Here is an 18,425-nt window from a genome sequence, read left to right as displayed (position 1 = left end):
GCCTAATCCAGCCGTCCGGCGGTGATCACCTTGATGACCGGGCTGCCGGCCTCGTCCGACGCCGCCAGGTCCACTTCGGCGGTGATGCCCCAGTCCAGGTGGTTGGCCGGGTCCTTGAAGATCTGCCGGACTTCCCATTTACCGGGCAGTTCCTTGATGATCAGCAGGTTGGGGCCGCGGCCGTCCGGGCCGTCGTCAATGTCCTCGTGCTCCTCGAAGTAGGCGTCCAGCACGTCGGCCCAGCGGTCGGCGTCCCAGCCGGCGTCGCCGTCGAGCTCGCCGAGCGCGCGGTCGTCCTCGTCGGCGAAGAGCTTCACCCGCGAGAACATCTCATTGCGCACCATGACCCGGAAGGCCCGGACGTTGGCGGTCAGCCGGTCCGGCACCGGAGGCAGCAGCGGTTCGTTGGTGGCGTCGGGGTTGATGCCGCTGGTCAGCTCTTCCCATTCGTCCAGCAGGGAGGAATCGGTCTGGCGGACCAGTTCGCCCAGCCACTCGATGATGTCTTCCAGGTCTTCGCGCAGCCGTTCCGGCGGGACGGTGTGCAGCAGGGCCTTGTAGGTGTCCGAGAGGTAGCGCAGCAGCACGCCTTCGGAGCGGGCCAGCGAGTAGAACTGCACGTACTCGCCGAAGCTCATGGCCCGCTCGTACATATCCCGGACAATCGACTTCGGGCTGAGTTCGAACTCGCCCAGCCAGGGGGCACCCGAACGGTACACCTCGAAGGACTGCTCCAGGAGCTCGGCCAGCGGCTGCGGGTAGGTGACTTCCTCGAGCAGGGCCATCCGCTCGTCGTACTCGATGCCCTGGGACTTCATGGCAGCGATCGCCTCGCCGCGTGCCTTCTTCTCCTGGGCGGAGAGGACCTGCCGGGGCTTTTCCATGATCGCCTCGATCACGGACACCACGTCCAGGGCGTAGGACGGGCTGTCCGGGTCCAGGATCTCCAGGGAGGCCATGGCAAACGGGGACAGCGGCTGGTTCAGGGCAAAGTTCGGCTGCAGGTGCACCTTCAGGCGGACGGTGCGGCCGTCGGCGTCGGGCTCCGGCAGTACCTCCACAATCCCGGCGGTCTTCAGCTCCCGGTAGATACTCAGGGCCTTCTTCATCAGGGCCAGCTGCGAGGACCGGGTCTCATGGTTGTTCGTGAGCAGCTTCTTGGCGGCGGTGAACGGATCGCCCGGACGCTCCAGCAGGTTCAGCAGCATGGAGTGGGTGATGTTGAAGCTGGAGGTCAGCGGTTCCGGGGTGCCGTCCACGAGCTTCTCGAAGGTGGGCTTGCCCCAGGACACGAATCCGGCCTGCGGCTTCTTCTTCACCACCTGGCGCAGCTTCTTCTGGTCATCGCCGAACTTCGCCTGCGCCTTGGCCATGGCCTTGACGTTTTCGATCACGTGTTCCGGTGCCTGCACGACGACGGTGCCGGCCGTGTCGTAGCCGGCCCGCCCGGCGCGGCCTGCGATCTGGTGGAACTCGCGGACCTTCAGGGGCCGGGTGCGCGTGCCGTCGTACTTCGACAGTGCCGTGATCAGCACGGTGCGGATGGGCACGTTGATGCCCACCCCCAGGGTGTCGGTGCCGCAGATGACCTTCAGCAGGCCGGCCTGGGCCAGCTGCTCGACCAGGCGGCGGTACTTGGGCAGCATGCCGGCGTGGTGCACGCCGATGCCGTGCCGGACCAGCCGGTTCAGGGTCTTGCCGAAGCCGGGGGCGAACCGGAAGCCGGCAATCAGCTCCGCGATCCGGTCCTTTTCCTCGCGGGTGCAGACATTGATGCTCATCAGGGCCTGGGCCCGGTCAATGGCTTCGATCTGGGAGAAGTGCACTACGTAGACCGGCACCTGCTTGGTGGCCAGCAGTTCCTCCAGGGATTCCTGGACCGGGGTCTCCACATAGTAGTAATGCAGGGGAATGGGCCGCTGCACGGAGGAGACCGTGACGGTGTCCCGGTTGGTGAGTTCACTGAGCTCGTTGGCAATGCGGGTCATGTCGCCCAGGGTGGCGGACATCAGCAGGAACTGCGCCTGCGGCAGCTCCAGCAGCGGAACCTGCCAGGCCCACCCGCGCTGCGGGTCCGAGTAGAAGTGGAACTCGTCCATGATGACGGTGCCCAGGTCAGCGTCCGCGCCTTCGCGCAGGGCAATGTTGGCCAGGATCTCCGCAGTGCAGCAGATGATCGGGGCGTCCTTGTTTACGGAGGAGTCGCCGGTGACCATGCCTACGTTCTCGGCACCGAAGATCTCGCACAGCGCGAAGAACTTTTCCGAGACCAGGGCCTTGATGGGGGCGGTGTAGTAGCTGCGTTCATCGTGCGCCATGGCGTAGAAGTGTGCGGCGATGGCGACCATGGATTTACCGGAGCCGGTGGGGGTGGCCAGGATGACGTTGTTGCCCGTCACCAGTTCCATCACGGCCTCGTCCTGCGCCGGGTACAGCGACATGCCCCGGCTTTCCACCCACTCCAGGAAGGACGTGTAGGTCTCGTCGGGATCAACGGTACGGGTGCTGGACGGGCCGGAGGCTAGCTGCTCAAGAAGTTTCATGTCCATACCAGACTAACGGGGCCGTGCCGGTCCCGTTTTCCGCGGGGACCGGCGGATAGGCTCGGGGCCATGAAATGGGACCCGGAAAAGTACACGCAGTTCTCCTCGCACCGCGACCGGCCGTTCTTCGACCTTACGGCCCGGGTAGCGGCTTCCTCTCCGGCCCGTGTGGTTGACCTTGGCTGCGGCTCAGGTGCCCTCACCGCCGCGCTCGCCGCCCGCTGGCCGCAGGCGCAGGTCACCGGCATCGATTCCTCGCAGGACATGATCGGCTCCGCCCGCGCACTGGAGGGTGCGCCGTCGAACCTGGACTTCGTGCAGGGCCGGATCGAGGACTGGGAACCGGAACCCGGTACGGACGTGGTGGTGTCCAACGCCGCCCTGCAGTGGGTTCCGGGCCACCGGGACCTGCTGCGGCGGTGGGCCGGGCAGCTCGGCGACGGCGCCTGGCTGGCCGTGCAGGTGCCGGGCAACTTCGGCGCACCCTCGCACGTGCTGATGCGGGAGCTGGCGGCGAGCGCCGCCTGGGCTCCGAAACTGGACGGGGTGCTCCGCCATGCCGACGCGGTGGATGAGCCCGCGGACTATCTAGCCCTGTTCACCGAGGCCGGGTTCGAGGCGGATGTCTGGGAAACCAGCTACCAGCAGGTGCTGACCGGGGAGGATCCGGTCCTGGAATGGGTGCGCGGCACGGCCCTGCGCCCGGTCATCGATGCCCTGTCCGCCCAGGACTTCAGGGCGTTCGAGGCCGAATACGCGGCGCTGCTGCGTACGGCCTACCCGCAGCACGCGTGGGGGACGGTCTTTCCGTTCCGGCGCCTGTTTATGGTGGGCCGGAAGGCGGCCTGACCTTCCGCCGCCCGCCCTGCCGCCGGTCCGGGCGGCGGGCTGCGGACATCAGCGGCGTGCCCAGGCTGTCGATCTGCCTGTTGGCGTGCAGTTGGGTGCCGGCCCCGCCGCGCTGAAGATGCCTTGCGAAGTAGAGTGCCGCACCTAGGCCGGTCAGCAGGAAGCCGGTGACCAGGGCAGGCGGGTTCAGGGACGGCAGCTGGGCGGCAGCGGCCAGGGCTGCCAGGATCGGGACCGCCGGTCCCAGCGGCAGCCGTGCGCCTTCTCCGGGCCATTTCCGGTATCCGAGCACTGCCGCTGCCACGCTGACCACCACCATGGCGATGATGGCCGCGACGTTGGCCACGGAAACCACAAAGGTGGTGTCGTTGAGGACCACCAGCAGGACCGTGATGGCAGCAAGCAGCAGGACGCTCACGTACGGATGCCCGTGACGGGTGTGCCGTCCCAGTACCGGCGGCACATCCCCGCGCGCCACCATGCGAAGCATGATTTCCGACGCGCCCAAGACGTTCGCGTTGGCACCGGAGAGCGTTGACAGGCACGCCGCGAAGGCCACCAGCAGCCCGCCCCAGGCCCCCATGACTATCTCAGCTGCCTGTGAGACACCGGTGGAAGTGAACCGGGTGATGCCGCTGGCTGTCATGGCCAGCACCGTTCCCAGATAGACAAGTCCGGAGACCAGGATGGTCAGCATGATGGCGCGCGGCACCGTCCTGCGGGGGTCTTTTACCGAACCGGCCATGTTCGTAATGACGTTGAACCCGGTATAAGCCGTGAACAGTAGGGCGGCGGCCGAAAACACCCCGCCCGCCCCCTCGGGCAGCGGACGCTCCAGCTGGGGTAGCCGCAGCTGGAGCAGGCCCCAGACGGAAAACAGCACCAGCAGCGCCAGCTTGATGCCGACAATCCAGGTCTCCGCCCTTGCCACCATCGCCGTCGGCCCCAGGTTGAGCGCAGTCACCAGGCCGGTGACGGCGAGCGCCAGCACCAGCGTCCCGGCGGCGGGCAGGAAGTACTCGTTCAGGTAATCGCCAAAGGAAACGGTCAGATACGCAATGATCGTGGCGCCGTTGAGGTAAAAGGCCCACATCACGATGAACCGCCAGAACGGGCTGAGGATCGACCCCACGGGCGCATAGCCGGATTCGCCCTCCCCGGCGCGGGTGGAGACCACGATGAAGGACAGTGCGCACAGGAACATCACGATGCCGGCCAGGAGATAGCTGACTGCGGCGGCCGGACCGGCCAGGTTCACGGCGGTTCCGGAGAGCGTGAAGACGCCGCCCCCCACCGTGGTGCCCACCCCGAAGGCAACGCACGCCACCAACCCGATCTGCGGCCGGGCTGCCGGACTGGACGGTAACGGTGATGACGACGACGATTTGGCCACGGCTATCCGCTCTCATCCCTACGGCAGGCCCCTCTTGGAGGCTAGGGCGCGGACCCGGTGCCGGTCAATCGCCCGGGATGGAACGCGGCAGCTACCAGCCGCGTTCCTTCCATTCGCGCAGATGCGGCCGCTCGGCACCCAAGGTGGTGCCGGCGCCGTGGCCGGGGTGCACCACCGTGTCATCCGGCAGGTAATCGAACACACGTTCGAATACGTCCCGGTAGAGCTGCGCGAACCGTTCGGGATCCTTCTGCGTGTTGCCCAGCCCGCCGGGAAAGAGCGAATCCCCGGTAAACAGGTGGGCCGGGCCGTGGGGATCCCGGTAGAGCACGGCCACGGAACCGGGCGTGTGGCCGCGCAGGGAAATCGCCTCCAGCTCGAAGTCGGGGAACGTTCCGGTGTCCCCGTGCTCCAGGGAAACGACGGTAGGCACCTCAATGTCGGGGATGTCCGCCGTTCCGGCCGCGGTACGCGCCCCGGTGGCCGCTGCCGTTTCGGCGAGCGCCCGCACATGGTCCCAGTGGCTGTGCGTGGTGATGATCAGTTCCAGCTTCGCCGGAACCGCGGCGTCCTGCGCCCCTTCGGCCAACAGGCGCGCAATGGCCGGGAAGTCGGCGGCGGCATCGATGAGCACCTGTGCGCCTGAGGCTTTCCCGGTGAGCAGATAGACGTTGTTGTCCATTTCGCTGACGGACACGCTGCGGATAGTGATGTTCTCCAGATCCTCCATGCCGCCAGTCTAGCGAGGCACCCGGCAGGAGGGGTCTATTGTCTGCGCTCGCAGACGGGCGTACCTTGCAAGGATGCTCCTGAGGCTGGTCCGGGAAAACCTGGCACCCTACAAAGTCCCCGTGGCCGCCGTCGTTCTCCTGCAGCTGCTGCAGACCGTCGCCACGCTGTACCTGCCTACCCTGAACGCCGACATCATTGACCGCGGCGTGGTTACCGGGGACACGGGCGTCATTATGCAGGTGGGCGGATGGATGCTCGCGGTTACGGCAGGGCAGGTCCTGTGTTCCATCTCGGCCACCTATCTGGCGTCCCGCGTCGCCATGAGCGCCGGCCGCAATATCCGTGCCGCCCTGTTCACCAATGTGGAGACCTTCTCCTCGCGGGAGGTCGGGCTGTTCGGGCCGCCGTCCCTGATCACCCGGACCACCAATGACGTGCAGCAGGTGCAGATGACCCTGCTGATGACCTTCACCATGATGGTTTCGGCTCCGATCATGGGGGTGGGCGGCGTTCTGCTGGCCCTGAACCAGGACATACCGCTCTCCGGCATCCTGCTGTTGATCCTGCCGGCACTGTTCCTGGTGATCGGGCTGGTGCTCAAGCGCCTGATTCCCCTGTTCCGGCGCGCGCAGCGGCAGATCGACCGGGTCAACTCGGTGCTGCGGGAGCAGATCATGGGGATCAGCGTCATCCGTGCCTTTATCCGGGAGCGGTCCGAGCAGGACCGCTTCGCCGGCGCGAACAAGGACCTTACCTCCACCCAGCTGCGGATCAGCCAGCTGCTGGCCCTGCTGTTTCCCGCCGCCATGCTGGTGGCCAACCTTGCCACGGTGGCCGTGGTCTGGTTCGGCGCTTTCCGGATCGACGCCGGACAGATGCAGATCGGTGCGCTTACGGCGTTCATCGCCTACATCATGCAGATCCTGATGGCGGTGATGATGTCCATGTTCATGGTTATGATGCTTCCCCGCGCCGCAGTCTGCGCGGACCGCATCTTCGAGGTGCTGGACACCCGCACCAGCGTCGCCGATGCCCCCGGGGCGGGGGAGCTGGCGTACGACGGCGGGCGGATCACCTTTACCGACGTCGGCTACAGCTACCCGGGCGCCGAGGACCCGGTGCTGTTCAACCTCAGCTTCGAAGCCCTGCCCGGGGAGACCACCGCCATCATCGGTTCCACCGGGGCAGGGAAGACCACACTGCTGCATCTGGTTCCGCGGCTGCTCGACTCCACATCGGGCAGCATTGCCGTGGACGGGCAGGACATCGCCGGGGTCACCCTCTCCTCCCTGCGCCGCGGTATCGGCCTGGTACCGCAACGGGCCTACCTCTTCAGCGGCACGGTCGCCTCGAACCTGCGCTTCGGCCGGCCGGACGCCACCGACGAAGAACTCTGGGAGGCACTGGAAACCGCGCAGGCTGCAGACTTTGTCCGGGTTTCCGAGGGAGGGCTGGAGCACCCGGTGGAACAGGGCGGGGGAAACTTCTCCGGCGGGCAGCGCCAGCGCCTGGCCATTGCCCGGGCACTGGTGGTCCGGCCGTCCATCTATCTCTTTGACGACAGCTTCTCCGCCCTTGACTTCGCCACCGATGCCCGGCTGCGTGCGGCGCTGAAACCGCAGACCCGGGATGCCACCGTCATCGTCGTGGCCCAGCGGGTGAACACGATTATCGACGCTGCGCGGATCATCGTGCTGGAGGAGGGGCGGATAGCGGGGCAGGGAACCCATGCGGAGCTGATGGCGTCCTCGGACACCTACCGCGAGATAGTGGCCTCCCAGCTGACTGCGGAGGAAGTGGCATGAGTACGCCGGGAGTACGGGGGCGCCCGGGAGCTCCGGCCACAGCCAGGCCGGAGAACTTCGCGGCCAGTGTCCGCCGGATCCTGGTGCTGATGGCCCCGGACCGGTTACGGGTGGCGGCAGTGGTGGCCGCCGCCGTCGTTTCCGTGGCGCTCGCGGTCAGCGCGCCCCGGATACTGGGGGAGGCCACCAACGTCATCTTCGACGGGTTCATCGGGCAGTCCCTGCCGGCGGGGATGTCCAAGGACGCCCAGGTGCAGGCACTGCGGGACTCCGGGGAGCGGGAACTGGCCGATATGCTCTCGGCAATGGATGTCATCCCCGGGCAGGGACTGGACTTCGCCCGGCTCGGCGGCATCCTCCTCGGAGTGCTGGGAATCTACCTGGCGGCCTTCGCCTTCGGCTGGTTCCAGGCACGGGTGACCGCACGCATTGTGCAGAACGCCATGTACCGGCTGCGCCGCGACGTGGACGGCAAACTGTTCCGCCTGCCCATGTCCCATTTCCAGCAGCAGTCACGCGGGGACGTCCTGAGCCGCGTCACCAACGACATCGACAACCTGGCCCAGACCCTCTCGCAGAGCCTGACCCAGATCATCACCTCGGTGCTGACCATCGTTGGCGTACTGGCAATGATGGTCTCCATTTCGCCGCTGCTGGCACTGATCGCCGTGATCACCGTGCCCGTCTCGGCACTGGTCACCGTGCTCATTGCCCGGCGCTCGCAGGCAGAGTTCAAGACCCAGTGGAAATCCACCGGCGAGGTGAACGGCTACATCGAGGAAATGTTCACCGGCCAGGACGTGGTGAAGGCCTTCGGCCAGCAGGAACGGGTCATCGAAGGCTTCGCCCCGGCCAACAACCGCCTGTACCGCTCCGCCTTCCGCGCCCAGTTCGTCTCGGGCATCATCATGCCGGCAATGATGTTCATTTCGAACCTCAACTACGTGGCGGTGGCCGTGGTGGGCGGCCTGCAGGTAGCGGGCGGGCAGCTGTCCATCGGCGGCGTGCAGGCCTTTGTCCAGTACAGCCGCCAGTTCAGCCAGCCGCTGGGCCAGCTTGGCGGCCTGATCAACATGCTCCAGTCCGGCGTCGCGTCCGCCGAACGCGTTTTCGCCCTTCTGGACGCGGAGGAACAGGAACCGGACCCCGACCGGCCCGAACACCTGAAGGCGGTGCGCGGGCGGGTGGCCTTCGAGGATGTCTCCTTCAGTTACAGCCCCGACGCCCCGCTGGTCCGGCACCTGTCCTTCACCGCCGAGCCGGGACAGACGGTGGCCATCGTGGGACCGACCGGTGCCGGGAAGACCACCCTGGTCAACCTGCTGATGCGCTTCTACGAGGTGGACGCGGGCCGCATCACTATTGACGGCGTCGATATTGCCCGGCTCCGCCGCGAGGAACTGCGCAGCCACATCGGCATGGTGCTCCAGGACGCCTGGCTGTTCGAGGGCACCGTGCGGGAGAACCTGGCCTACGGCGCCCCGGGTGCCACGGAGGAGCAGATTGTGCAGGCCGCGCAGGCCACCCATGTGGACCACTTCGTCCGGTCCCTGCCGGAGGGCTACGACACCGTGCTCGGATATGACGGCGGCGCGCTGAGCCAGGGCCAGCGGCAGCTGCTCACGATCGCCCGGGCCTGGCTTTCCAATCCGTCGATCCTGGTGCTGGATGAGGCCACCAGCTCGGTGGATACCCGGACCGAGATCGCTATCCGGCTGGCCATGAACGCCCTGCGGCAGGACCGCACCAGCTTCGTGATCGCCCACCGGCTCTCCACCATCCGGGACGCCGACGTCATCCTGGTGGTGCGGGACGGGCAGATAGTGGAACAGGGAACGCACGAGGCGCTGCTGGCGGCCGAGGGCTTCTACTCCGAGCTGTACCGGTCCCAGTTCGCCGGCCCGGCGGAGACCGCGGAGGAGCCGGCCGACCCGGCCGGGCACTAGCATTGCAGCATGACCCCTGACACATCCCCCGGAACCGAAGCAACTTCCGCCGGCAACGACGCCGGTGTATTGGCGGAGGTCCGGATAGACGCCTCCAGTTCGGTTCCGCCGTACGAACAGCTGCGCCTGCAGATCCTGGACGGCGTGAATGACGGGCACCTCGCCGTCGGCACGCGGCTGCCTCCGGTCCGCGCGCTGGCCGGACACCTCGGCCTGGCAGTGAACACGGTGGCCAAGGCGTACCGCGAGCTCGAACAGGCGCAGGTGGTCACCACCCGGTCCCGCGCCGGCACGGTTGTCGCGGCGGGCGGTGACAGCGGCCGCCGCCGGGTGGCCGCAGCCGCCGCCGCGTATGCCAGGTCGGTCCGGGCCAACGGCGTCTCCGAGGACGAGGCCGTGTCCTTCCTGCGGGCGGCGCTGCACTAAACGGTCACTGAGCTTCCGGTTTGAGGGGTTTCCTCTGATCGATCTCCCTGCTCTCCCGCACACAGCACAGCATCCCACCTGATGGTGCTGCTGGTGCGGGTGGGACCTCAGGACGTACCAGCCGCCCCACACCGTGGGATGGCGTGCGATGCTTCCCCGGCGGCTCCAAACGCAGGCAGCGGGGAGCGCCGCACCCGTGCCGCTTCGCCCGCGGCGAAACCCGGGGGGTCGAATACTTTTTCGAATCCGCGTTTGAACTACAGTTGAAAACGTGCCTAAATCGACTCTTCCGACGGCTGACACCACGTTCGTGCCGCATAAAGCCAATGACCTTTCCCGCCTCGTAGTGAAAGGTGCGCGCGAGCACAACCTCCGCAACGTTGACCTGGACCTGCCGCGGGACGCCATGATCGTGTTCACCGGCCTGTCCGGCTCGGGCAAATCCTCCCTTGCGTTCGACACCATCTTTGCGGAAGGCCAGCGGCGTTACGTCGAATCGCTGTCCGCCTATGCGCGCATGTTCCTTGGCCAGGTGGACAAGCCCGATGTCGACTTCATTGAGGGCCTCTCGCCCGCGGTCTCCATCGACCAGAAGTCCACCAGCAAGAACCCGCGGTCCACGGTGGGCACCATCACCGAGATCCACGACTACATGCGCCTGCTCTGGGCCCGCGTCGGCCGTCCCTTCTGCCCGGTCTGCGGCGAGCCCGTCAGCCGGCAGACGCCGCAGCAGATCGTGGACCAGCTCCTCGAACTGGAAGAAGGAACCCGCTTCCAGATCCTTGCCCCGGTAGTCCGCGGCCGGAAGGGCGAATTCGTCGACCTGTTCAAGGAACTCGCTGCCAAGGGCTACTCCCGTGCCCGGGTGGACGGCAAGCAGGTCCAGCTGTCGGATCCGCCGAAGCTGGGTAAGCAGTACAAGCACAACATCGAAGTGGTTGTGGACCGCCTGGTGGCCAAGGACGGCATCCGGCAGCGCCTCACGGACTCCGTGGAAACCGGCCTCGGCCTTGCCGACGGCCGCGTGGTGGTGGACTTCGTTGACCTGCCCGAAGACAGCAGCGAGCGTACCCGCACCTTCTCCGAGAACCTGGCCTGCCCGAACGAGCACCCGCTGGCCATCGACGAAATCGAGCCGCGGTCCTTCTCCTTCAACAACCCGTTCGGCGCCTGCCCGGTCTGCACCGGCATCGGTTCCCGGCTGGAAGTGGACGAGGACCTGATCATTCCGGATCCCTCCAAGTCCCTGGCCGAAGGCGCCATCGCCCCGTGGTCCCTGGGCACCGCGACCACCGAGTACTGGAACCGGCTGCTTGAAGGCCTCTCCAAGGACATGGGCTTCTCCATGGACACGCCGTGGAAGAAGCTGCCCGCCAAGGCACGCGAGGCCGTGCTCAACGGCAAGGACCACAAGGTCGTGGTCCAGTACCGCAACCGCTTCGGCCGCGAACGCAAGTACAGCACCGGCTTCGAAGGCGTCATCCAGTACATCCACCGCAAGCACGGGGAAACCGAATCGGACCACGCCCGTGACCGGTACGAAGAGTACATGCGGGAAATTGCCTGCCCCGAGTGCGGGGGAGCGCGGCTGAACCCGGCGTCCCTGTCCGTACTGATCAACGGCCGCAACATCGCCGAGATCAGCGCCCTGCCCCTGCGTGAAGCCGCAGACTTCCTCAACACCCTGGTCCTCACCGGACGCGAAGCACAGATTGCCAACCAGGTGCTGAAGGAAATCCAGGCCCGCCTGACCTTCCTGCTCGACGTCGGCCTCGAGTACCTGAGCCTGAACCGCCCGGCCGCCACGCTGTCCGGCGGCGAAGCCCAGCGCATCCGCCTGGCCACGCAGATCGGTTCCGGACTCGTGGGCGTACTGTACGTCCTGGACGAGCCGTCCATCGGCCTGCACCAGAAGGACAACCGGCGCCTGATCGATACCCTGATCCGGCTCCGCAGCCTGGGCAACACCCTGATTGTGGTGGAGCACGACGAAGACACGATCCAGGAAGCGGACTGGATTGTCGACGTCGGCCCCGGCGCCGGTGAGCGCGGCGGCGAGGTGGTGCACTCGGGACCGTTGGCTGAGCTGCTCACCAACGAGCGGTCCATCACCGGAGCGTACCTGTCGGGCCGGAAGAAGATCGAGATTCCGGCGAAGCGGCGCAAGGTGGACAAGACCCGCCAGCTGAAGATCGTAGGGGCGCGGGAAAACAACCTGCAGAACCTGAACGTCGACGTTCCGCTGGGCGTTTTCACTGCCGTCACGGGCGTCAGCGGTTCCGGCAAGTCCACGCTGATCAACGACATCCTCTACAAGACGATGGCGAACAAGCTCAACGGCGCCAAGCACGTGGCCGGCCGGCACACCCGCGTGGAGGGCCTGGAGCAGCTGGACAAGGTCATCCACGTGGACCAGAGCCCGATCGGCCGGACCCCGCGGTCCAACCCCGCCACCTACACCGGTGTGTGGGACCACATCCGCAAGCTCTTCGCCGAGACCAACGAGGCGAAGGTGCGCGGCTACCTGCCGGGCCGTTTCTCCTTCAACGTCAAGGGCGGCCGCTGCGAGGCCTGCCACGGCGACGGCACGCTGAAGATTGAAATGAACTTCCTGCCGGACGTGTACGTGCCGTGCGAGGTATGCCACGGCGCCCGGTTCAACCGGGAAACCATGGAGGTGCACTACAAGGGCAAGAACATTGCCGAAGTGCTGGACATGCCAATCGAGGAAGCAGCGGAGTTCTTCGCGGCCTTCGGTCCCATCTCCCGGCACCTGAACACCCTCGTGGACGTTGGCCTGGGCTACGTCCGGCTGGGCCAGCCCGCCACCACGCTTTCCGGCGGCGAAGCGCAGCGCGTGAAGCTCGCCAGCGAACTGCAGAAACGTTCCAACGGCCGCAGCATCTACGTCCTGGACGAGCCCACCACGGGCCTGCACTTCGAAGACGTCCGCAAGCTGCTGGAGGTGCTGCAGGGGCTGGTGGACAAGGGCAACACGGTCATCACCATCGAGCACAACCTCGACGTCATCAAGAGCGCCGACTGGATCATCGATCTTGGGCCCGACGGCGGCACCGGCGGCGGCAAGGTGGTTGCCTCCGGCACTCCGGAGAAGGTTGCCAAGGTCGAGGGCAGCCACACCGCCACGTTCCTGGCGGAGATCCTCACCCCGTAGCTCTCGGAAGATACCTGCCCGGCACATATACTGTGCCGGGCATATCTTTTTCCCTTAGCCCGCCCGGATATGCCAAACTAAGGCCCGTGACTTCTCCCCGGCTCTTGGTGCTTTTCGATCTCGATGGAACGCTGGTTGACCCGGCAGGTGCCATCACCGGCGGCATCAGCTCCGCGCTGGCGGCCTGCGGCCTGCCCGTGCCCTCCGATGCCGACCTGCACCGGATGGTCGGCCCGTCACTGGTCACCTCCCTGCGGGACATCGCCGGCGTGCCGGAAGACCGTCTGGAAGCCGTCATCCGCCACTACCGGCAGGGATACCGGCAGTCAGGCATGGCGCAGAGCCGGCCGTACCCGGGCATTGCCGGCGCCGTCGAGCGGCTCCGGCAGGAGCACACCGTTGCCGTGGCCACCCAGAAACCGCAGCACCTCGCACTGGAACTGCTCGGGGTGCAGGGCATGGGCAGCCTCTTCGCGTCGGTGCACGGCTCACCCGCCGATGAGCAGGCTGCGGCCGCGCTCAACGGAAAAGCCTCCATCATCCGCGCCGCCCTCGAAAGCCATGCAGGCTCCTACGACCGGGCCGTGATGATCGGTGACCGCCGGCACGACGTCGAGGGCGCCGCCGCCAACCGGATCGACTGCATCGGCGTCTCCTGGGGTTTCGCCGGCGAGGGCGAGCTCGAAGCAGCCGGGGCCGCCGTCGTCGTCGGCAGCGCGGACGAACTCAGTGACGCAGTGCTGGAGTTTGAACGGAAGGGGGTGGCACTGAATGGTTCTGTATAACCTGACCCGGGCAAGCACCCGCGGCCTCGTCGCCGGTCTGTGCCGGCCCACGATCACCGGGCTGGAGCATGTCCCGGCCAGCGGGCCGTTCATCGTCGCCTGCAACCACCAGTCCTTCCTGGACAGCGTCCTGGTCCAGGCGCTGCTGCCCCGCCGGGTGGGTTTCTTCGCGAAGGCGGAATACTTCACGGGTACCGGCCTCAAGGGCCTCGCGATGAGGAGCTTCTTCGAGGGCGTCGGCTCCATTCCGGTTCAGCGGGACCAGCAGGCCGCCAGCGTTGCGGCCCTCAAGACCCTGCTGGACATCCTCGAGGAGGGCGGCGGCGTCGGCATCTACCCGGAAGGCACCCGCTCACGCGACGGCCTGCTCTACCGGGGCCGCACCGGGGTCGGCTGGCTGGCGCTGACCTCCGGGGCACCCGTGGTGCCGGTCGGGCTCATCGACACCGACAAGCTGCAGCCGGCCGGAAAGAAAACGGTCAAACCCGGGCACTTCACCCTGAAGGTGGGGCAGCCGCTGTACTTCCAGAAGACCGGCCCGGAGCATGCGCTGCCGGCCCGCCGCCAGGCCACCGACCGGGTGATGGAGGCCATTGCGGAGCTCAGCGGCCAGCAGCGCTCCGAAAGCTACAACCGGAACCGGCCCGAGGGATAGGCAGACGTCCGGCGGGTGCTGGCCCCTCCGGTTCAGCGGCCCGCGAAACCGCGCGCCGGCGTCCGGGGGCGGGGGACAGCGAACGTAGGATGGAGAAGTGGCAGATCCAGCAACCTACCGGCCGAAAACAGGGGAGATCCCCACGGCGCCGGGCGTATACCGCTTCCGGGATGAACACGGCCGGGTCATTTACGTGGGCAAGGCCAAAAACCTCCGCTCCCGCCTGAATTCCTATTTTGCGAACCCGCGCGGGCTGCTGCCCAAAACCCGGGCCATGGTGCACACCGCCGCCGGCGTCGAGTGGACGGTGGTCGGCACCGAACTCGAGGCACTGCAGCTCGAATACACCTGGATCAAGGAATTCAATCCCCGGTTCAACATCATGTTCCGGGACGACAAGTCCTACCCGTACCTGGCCGTCACCATGGGGGAGAAGTACCCGCGGGCCCAGGTCATGCGCGGGGACCGGCGCAAGGACACCCGCTATTTCGGGCCGTTCTATCCGGCCAAGGCCATCCGCGAAACCCTGGACACGCTGCTCCGGGTCTTCCCCGTCCGTACCTGCAGCAGCGGCGTCTTCAAGCGGGCCGAACGCACCGGCCGGCCCTGCCTGCTCGGCTACATCGACAAGTGCTCCGCCCCCTGCGTCGGCCGGATCAGCCCGGAGGACCACCGCGACCTTGCGGCCGAGCTCTGCGACTTCATGGCCGGCGAGGGCAAGCGTTTTATCTCCAGCCTGGAGAAGGAGATGCAGGCCGCCGTCGCCGAACTGGACTACGAAACCGCCGCCCGGCTCCGGGACGACATCTCCGCCCTGCGGAAGGTGTTCGAACGCAACAACGTGGTGCTCAGTGAAGACACCGACGCAGACATCTTTGCCCTCGAAGAGGACGAACTCGAAGCCTCCGCCCAGGTGTTCCACGTCCGCGGCGGACGCATCCGCGGCCAGCGCGGCTGGGTGGTGGAAAAGGTGGAAGACAACGACACGGCGGACCTCGTGGAACACCTGATCCAGCAGGTCTACGGCGAGGCGAACTCCACCGACCGCATTCCGCGGCAGGTCCTGGTGCCGGTGCTGCCGCCGGACGCCGAGGAACTCGCCGAGTGGCTGGGCGGACTGCGCGGGGCCCGCGTGGACATCCGCGTGCCCATGCGCGGAGACAAGAAGGCCCTCATGGAGACCGTGGCCCGCAACGCAGCTGACGCCCTGCGGCTGCACAAGAGCCGCCGCGCCGGGGACATCACCACCCGTTCCGCCGCACTGCAGGAACTGCAGGAGGCCCTCGATCTGCCCTCGCCGCCGCTGCGCATCGAGTGCTACGACATCTCCCATGTGCAGGGCACCAATGTGGTTGCCTCCATGGTGGTGGCCGAAGACGGCCTGCCGAAGAAATCGGACTACCGCAAGTTCTCGATCACCGGTGAGGCCGCCCGGGATGACACGTCCTCCATGTACAACGTCATCTCCCGCCGTTTCCGCAACTACCTTGCGGAGAATGCCGATCCGGCCGCCGATCCCGATGCCCCGGTGGACCTCCCGGACGAGCGGGGCGGCGACGCAGACGTCCAGCCGCTGACGGACACCCTGACCCCGGCGCCCAAGGCCAGGTTCGCCTACCCGCCGAACCTGGTGGTGGTGGACGGCGGCCAGCCCCAGGTCGCGGCAGCTTCCAAGGCCCTCGCAGACCTGGGCATCACCGACGTGCAGGTGGTCGGACTGGCCAAGCGCCTGGAGGAGGTCTGGGTTCCGGACAGCGACTTCCCGGTGATCCTCCCGCGCGCCTCGGAGGCTTTGTTCCTGCTCCAGCGTGTCCGGGACGAGGCACACCGGTTCGCCATTACGTTCCACCGGCAGAAGCGGGGCAAGTCCATGACCGCGTCACTGCTCGACGAGGTCCCCGGACTGGGGCCGTCCAAGCGCCAGGCACTGCTCAAGCACTTCGGATCGGTGAAGAAACTGCGCGCCGCCACCGAGGAGGAACTCCAGGAGGTTCCGGGCATCGGCCCGGCAATGGCCGCTAACCTGCGCAGCCGGCTGGCCGATAAGGATCTGGCGGGGGTTCCGGCAGTCAATATGGCCACCGGCGAAATCCTGGAAACTTAGCTAGGCTGGGAAACCGGCGTGTCGGCTTCGAACCGTTCGGAGTTCTGAAGAAGCAGGGACAATCAGGATGGGATCACAGCAATGACGCAAGAGGACGGCTTGACCGTAGTCAAACCGGAGGAATCGGAGCTACTCGTAGTCACGGGTATGTCCGGTGCCGGGCGCAGCACGGCGGCCAACGCCCTGGAGGACCACGGCTGGTACGTCGTCGAGAACCTGCCTCCCCTGATGCTGGGTACCCTCACCGAGCTGGTGTCCCGGATGCCGCAGTCCATCCCGAAACTCGCCGTGGTGATCGATGTCCGCAGCAAGGAGCTTTTCCAGGACATCCGCGAAGCCCTGCGCAACCTGCGCTCCGCCGGCGTTACCTACCGGCTGCTGTTCCTCGACGCAGATGACGCCACCCTGGTCCGCCGTTTCGAACAGGGCCGACGCCCGCATCCGCTGCAGGGCGACGGCAGCATCCTGGACGGTATTGCCGCCGAACGCGAGGTCCTGACCGAGCTGCGCGAGTCCTCCGACGTCGTTGTGGACACCTCCAAGCTGAATGTCCACGCCCTGGCCACCACCGTCACGGAACTCTTCACGGAGTCCGGCCCCATTGTGCTGCGCCTGAACGTGATGAGCTTCGGCTTCAAATACGGGCTGCCGGTGGACGCGAACTACGTTGCCGATGTCCGGTTTATCCCCAACCCGCACTGGGTGCCGCAGCTGCGCCCGCACACGGGGCTGGACGAAGACGTCCGCGGCTATGTGCTCCAGGCCAAGGGCACCGCTGAGTTCCTGGACCGCTACGTCGAAGCCCTTGAGCCCGTGATTGACGGCTACCGCCGGGAAAACAAGCATTACGCCACCATCGCCGTCGGCTGCACGGGCGGCAAGCACCGCTCCGTTGCGGTGACCGAGGAACTGGCCAAGCGCCTTGACCAGCTTCCGCACGTGACGGTCAGCTCCCACCACAGGGATCTGGGGCGCGAGTAATGTCCTTCCTCACCGGACCGCTGCCCCTGATTCCCGAGGGCAAGGGCGGACGGGAGAGCGACGGCCAGGCAGGATCGATCGTCGCCCTCGGCGGCGGACACGGCCTGTCCTCCTCCCTCTCGGCCCTCCGCCTGCTCACCACCGATCTCACGGCCGTAGTGACGGTTGCCGACGACGGCGGCTCCTCCGGCCGCCTGCGCCGGGAACTGGGTGTCCTTCCGCCCGGAGACCTGCGGATGGCCCTGGCGGCACTCTGCGACGACACCGACTGGGGACGTACCTGGCGGGACGTTATGCAGCACCGTTTCCGCTCCCAGCCCGGAGTTGAAGGATCCCTGGACGACCACGCCCTCGGCAACCTCCTGATTGTCACGCTCTGGGAGCTGCTGGGGGATCCTGTTGCCGGCCTCCAGTGGGCCGGTGCGCTGCTGGGCGCCCGCGGCCAGGTGCTGCCGATGTCCACCCTGCCGCTGACCATTGAAGGCGATGTCCTGCGGCGCACAGCCGGGGGAGACCTGCTGGAAACCGTCAGCGGCCAGGCCAGCCTGGCCGCCGCCGGTGCCCGCAGCAATGTCTCCGATGTACGGCTCCTGCCGGTGGACGCCCCGGCATGTCCGGCCGCGCTGGAAGCCATCGACCGTGCCGACTGGGTGGTCCTGGGACCGGGTTCCTGGTACACGTCGGTGCTTCCGCACCTGATGCTGCCGCAGCTGCGCGATGCGTTGTGCGCCACATCCGCCAAACGCTGCCTGACCATGAATCTCAGCAACGAAACCACTGAAACGTCCGGGATGAGCGCAGTGGACCACTTGGCGGTAATCCGCCGCTATGCGCCGGAGTTCAAGGTTGACGCGGTGCTGGTGGATCCGTCGGTGGTGGCGGACCGGGCGGCCTTCGAGGACGCCGTAGCAGAAATGGGGGGCCGTCCGGTCTTCGGTAAGGTGGGGGCAGCATCGGGGCGTCCGATCCATGATCCGCTCCGCCTCGCGACCGCCTTCCACGATATATTTGGGGAGAATTAGGAGTGTTTT

13 protein-coding genes are annotated in these 18,425 nt (G+C 66.8%); 10 read left to right on the top strand and 3 right to left on the bottom strand.

Annotated elements, in window-relative coordinates; translation table 11 throughout:
• Positions 1 to 2 precede the first annotated feature (2 nt).
• A complete protein-coding gene (locus LOC60_RS07125) occupies positions 3 to 2,543 on the bottom strand; it encodes a DEAD/DEAH box helicase (protein ID WP_230024478.1) in 2,541 nt (846 codons plus the stop codon).
• Between the two features lie 69 nt (positions 2,544 to 2,612).
• On the opposite strand from LOC60_RS07125, the gene LOC60_RS07120 reads away from it, so the two are divergent.
• Entirely contained in the window at positions 2,613 to 3,392 is a 780-nt protein-coding gene (locus LOC60_RS07120; RefSeq protein WP_230024019.1) for a trans-aconitate 2-methyltransferase, read from the top strand.
• Here LOC60_RS07120 and LOC60_RS07115 read toward each other — a convergent pair.
• Entirely contained in the window at positions 3,367 to 4,785 is a 1,419-nt protein-coding gene (locus tag LOC60_RS07115) for an APC family permease (RefSeq protein ID WP_230024017.1), read from the bottom strand. The genes LOC60_RS07120 and LOC60_RS07115 overlap by 26 nt on opposite strands.
• A 91-nt stretch (positions 4,786 to 4,876) precedes the next feature.
• The gene (locus tag LOC60_RS07110) at positions 4,877 to 5,515 is read right to left on the bottom strand and encodes an MBL fold metallo-hydrolase (RefSeq protein WP_230024016.1); all 639 of its coding nucleotides are present in this window, start codon (positions 5,513 to 5,515) and stop codon (positions 4,877 to 4,879) included.
• A 73-nt stretch (positions 5,516 to 5,588) separates the two neighbouring features.
• On the opposite strand from LOC60_RS07110, the gene LOC60_RS07105 reads away from it, so the two are divergent.
• The 9 genes from LOC60_RS07105 to LOC60_RS07065 all read left to right on the top strand — a co-directional run bounded on the left by LOC60_RS07105 (position 5,589) and on the right by LOC60_RS07065 (position 18,416).
• The gene (locus LOC60_RS07105; RefSeq protein ID WP_230024014.1) at positions 5,589 to 7,322 is read left to right on the top strand and encodes an ABC transporter ATP-binding protein; all 1,734 of its coding nucleotides are present in this window, start codon (positions 5,589 to 5,591) and stop codon (positions 7,320 to 7,322) included.
• Complete coding sequence (locus LOC60_RS07100) at positions 7,319 to 9,268, top strand: ABC transporter ATP-binding protein (RefSeq protein ID WP_230024012.1); 1,950 nt, start codon at positions 7,319 to 7,321, stop codon at positions 9,266 to 9,268. The genes LOC60_RS07105 and LOC60_RS07100 overlap by 4 nt, the downstream gene beginning before the upstream one ends.
• A gap of 9 nt (positions 9,269 to 9,277) precedes the next feature.
• Positions 9,278 to 9,694: a GntR family transcriptional regulator gene (locus LOC60_RS07095; protein WP_230024010.1), complete on the top strand. Its 417-nt coding sequence runs from the start codon at positions 9,278 to 9,280 to the stop codon at positions 9,692 to 9,694.
• Between the two features lie 271 nt (positions 9,695 to 9,965).
• Positions 9,966 to 12,869, top strand: coding sequence for an excinuclease ABC subunit UvrA (gene uvrA, locus LOC60_RS07090; RefSeq protein ID WP_230024007.1), 2,904 nt, complete (start codon positions 9,966 to 9,968; stop codon positions 12,867 to 12,869).
• A gap of 86 nt (positions 12,870 to 12,955) precedes the next feature.
• Positions 12,956 to 13,654 carry an HAD hydrolase-like protein gene (locus tag LOC60_RS07085; protein ID WP_230024005.1) on the top strand — a complete coding sequence of 233 codons (699 nt, stop codon included), beginning with the start codon at positions 12,956 to 12,958 and terminating at the stop codon, positions 13,652 to 13,654.
• Positions 13,641 to 14,309, top strand: a complete 669-nt coding sequence (locus LOC60_RS07080) for a lysophospholipid acyltransferase family protein (protein WP_230024003.1) — start codon at positions 13,641 to 13,643, stop codon at positions 14,307 to 14,309. The genes LOC60_RS07085 and LOC60_RS07080 overlap by 14 nt, the downstream gene beginning before the upstream one ends.
• A 97-nt stretch (positions 14,310 to 14,406) precedes the next feature.
• Positions 14,407 to 16,413 (top strand): excinuclease ABC subunit UvrC, encoded by a 2,007-nt coding sequence (uvrC, locus tag LOC60_RS07075; RefSeq protein WP_230024001.1) that lies wholly within the window; start codon positions 14,407 to 14,409, stop codon positions 16,411 to 16,413.
• An 81-nt stretch (positions 16,414 to 16,494) separates the two neighbouring features.
• A complete protein-coding gene (gene rapZ, locus LOC60_RS07070) occupies positions 16,495 to 17,394 on the top strand; it encodes an RNase adapter RapZ (RefSeq protein ID WP_230024000.1) in 900 nt (299 codons plus the stop codon).
• A complete protein-coding gene (locus tag LOC60_RS07065) occupies positions 17,394 to 18,416 on the top strand; it encodes a gluconeogenesis factor YvcK family protein (protein WP_230023998.1) in 1,023 nt (340 codons plus the stop codon). Before rapZ ends, LOC60_RS07065 begins: the two co-directional genes overlap by 1 nt.
• Positions 18,417 to 18,425 lie beyond the last annotated feature (9 nt).

It is taken from the genome of Arthrobacter sp. zg-Y769 (assembly GCF_020907405.1).
Classification (GTDB): Bacteria; Actinomycetota; Actinomycetes; order Actinomycetales; family Micrococcaceae; genus Arthrobacter_B.
The sequence above is the reverse complement of the archived record's forward strand: the minus strand, read 5'-3'. Positions and strand labels throughout refer to the sequence as shown.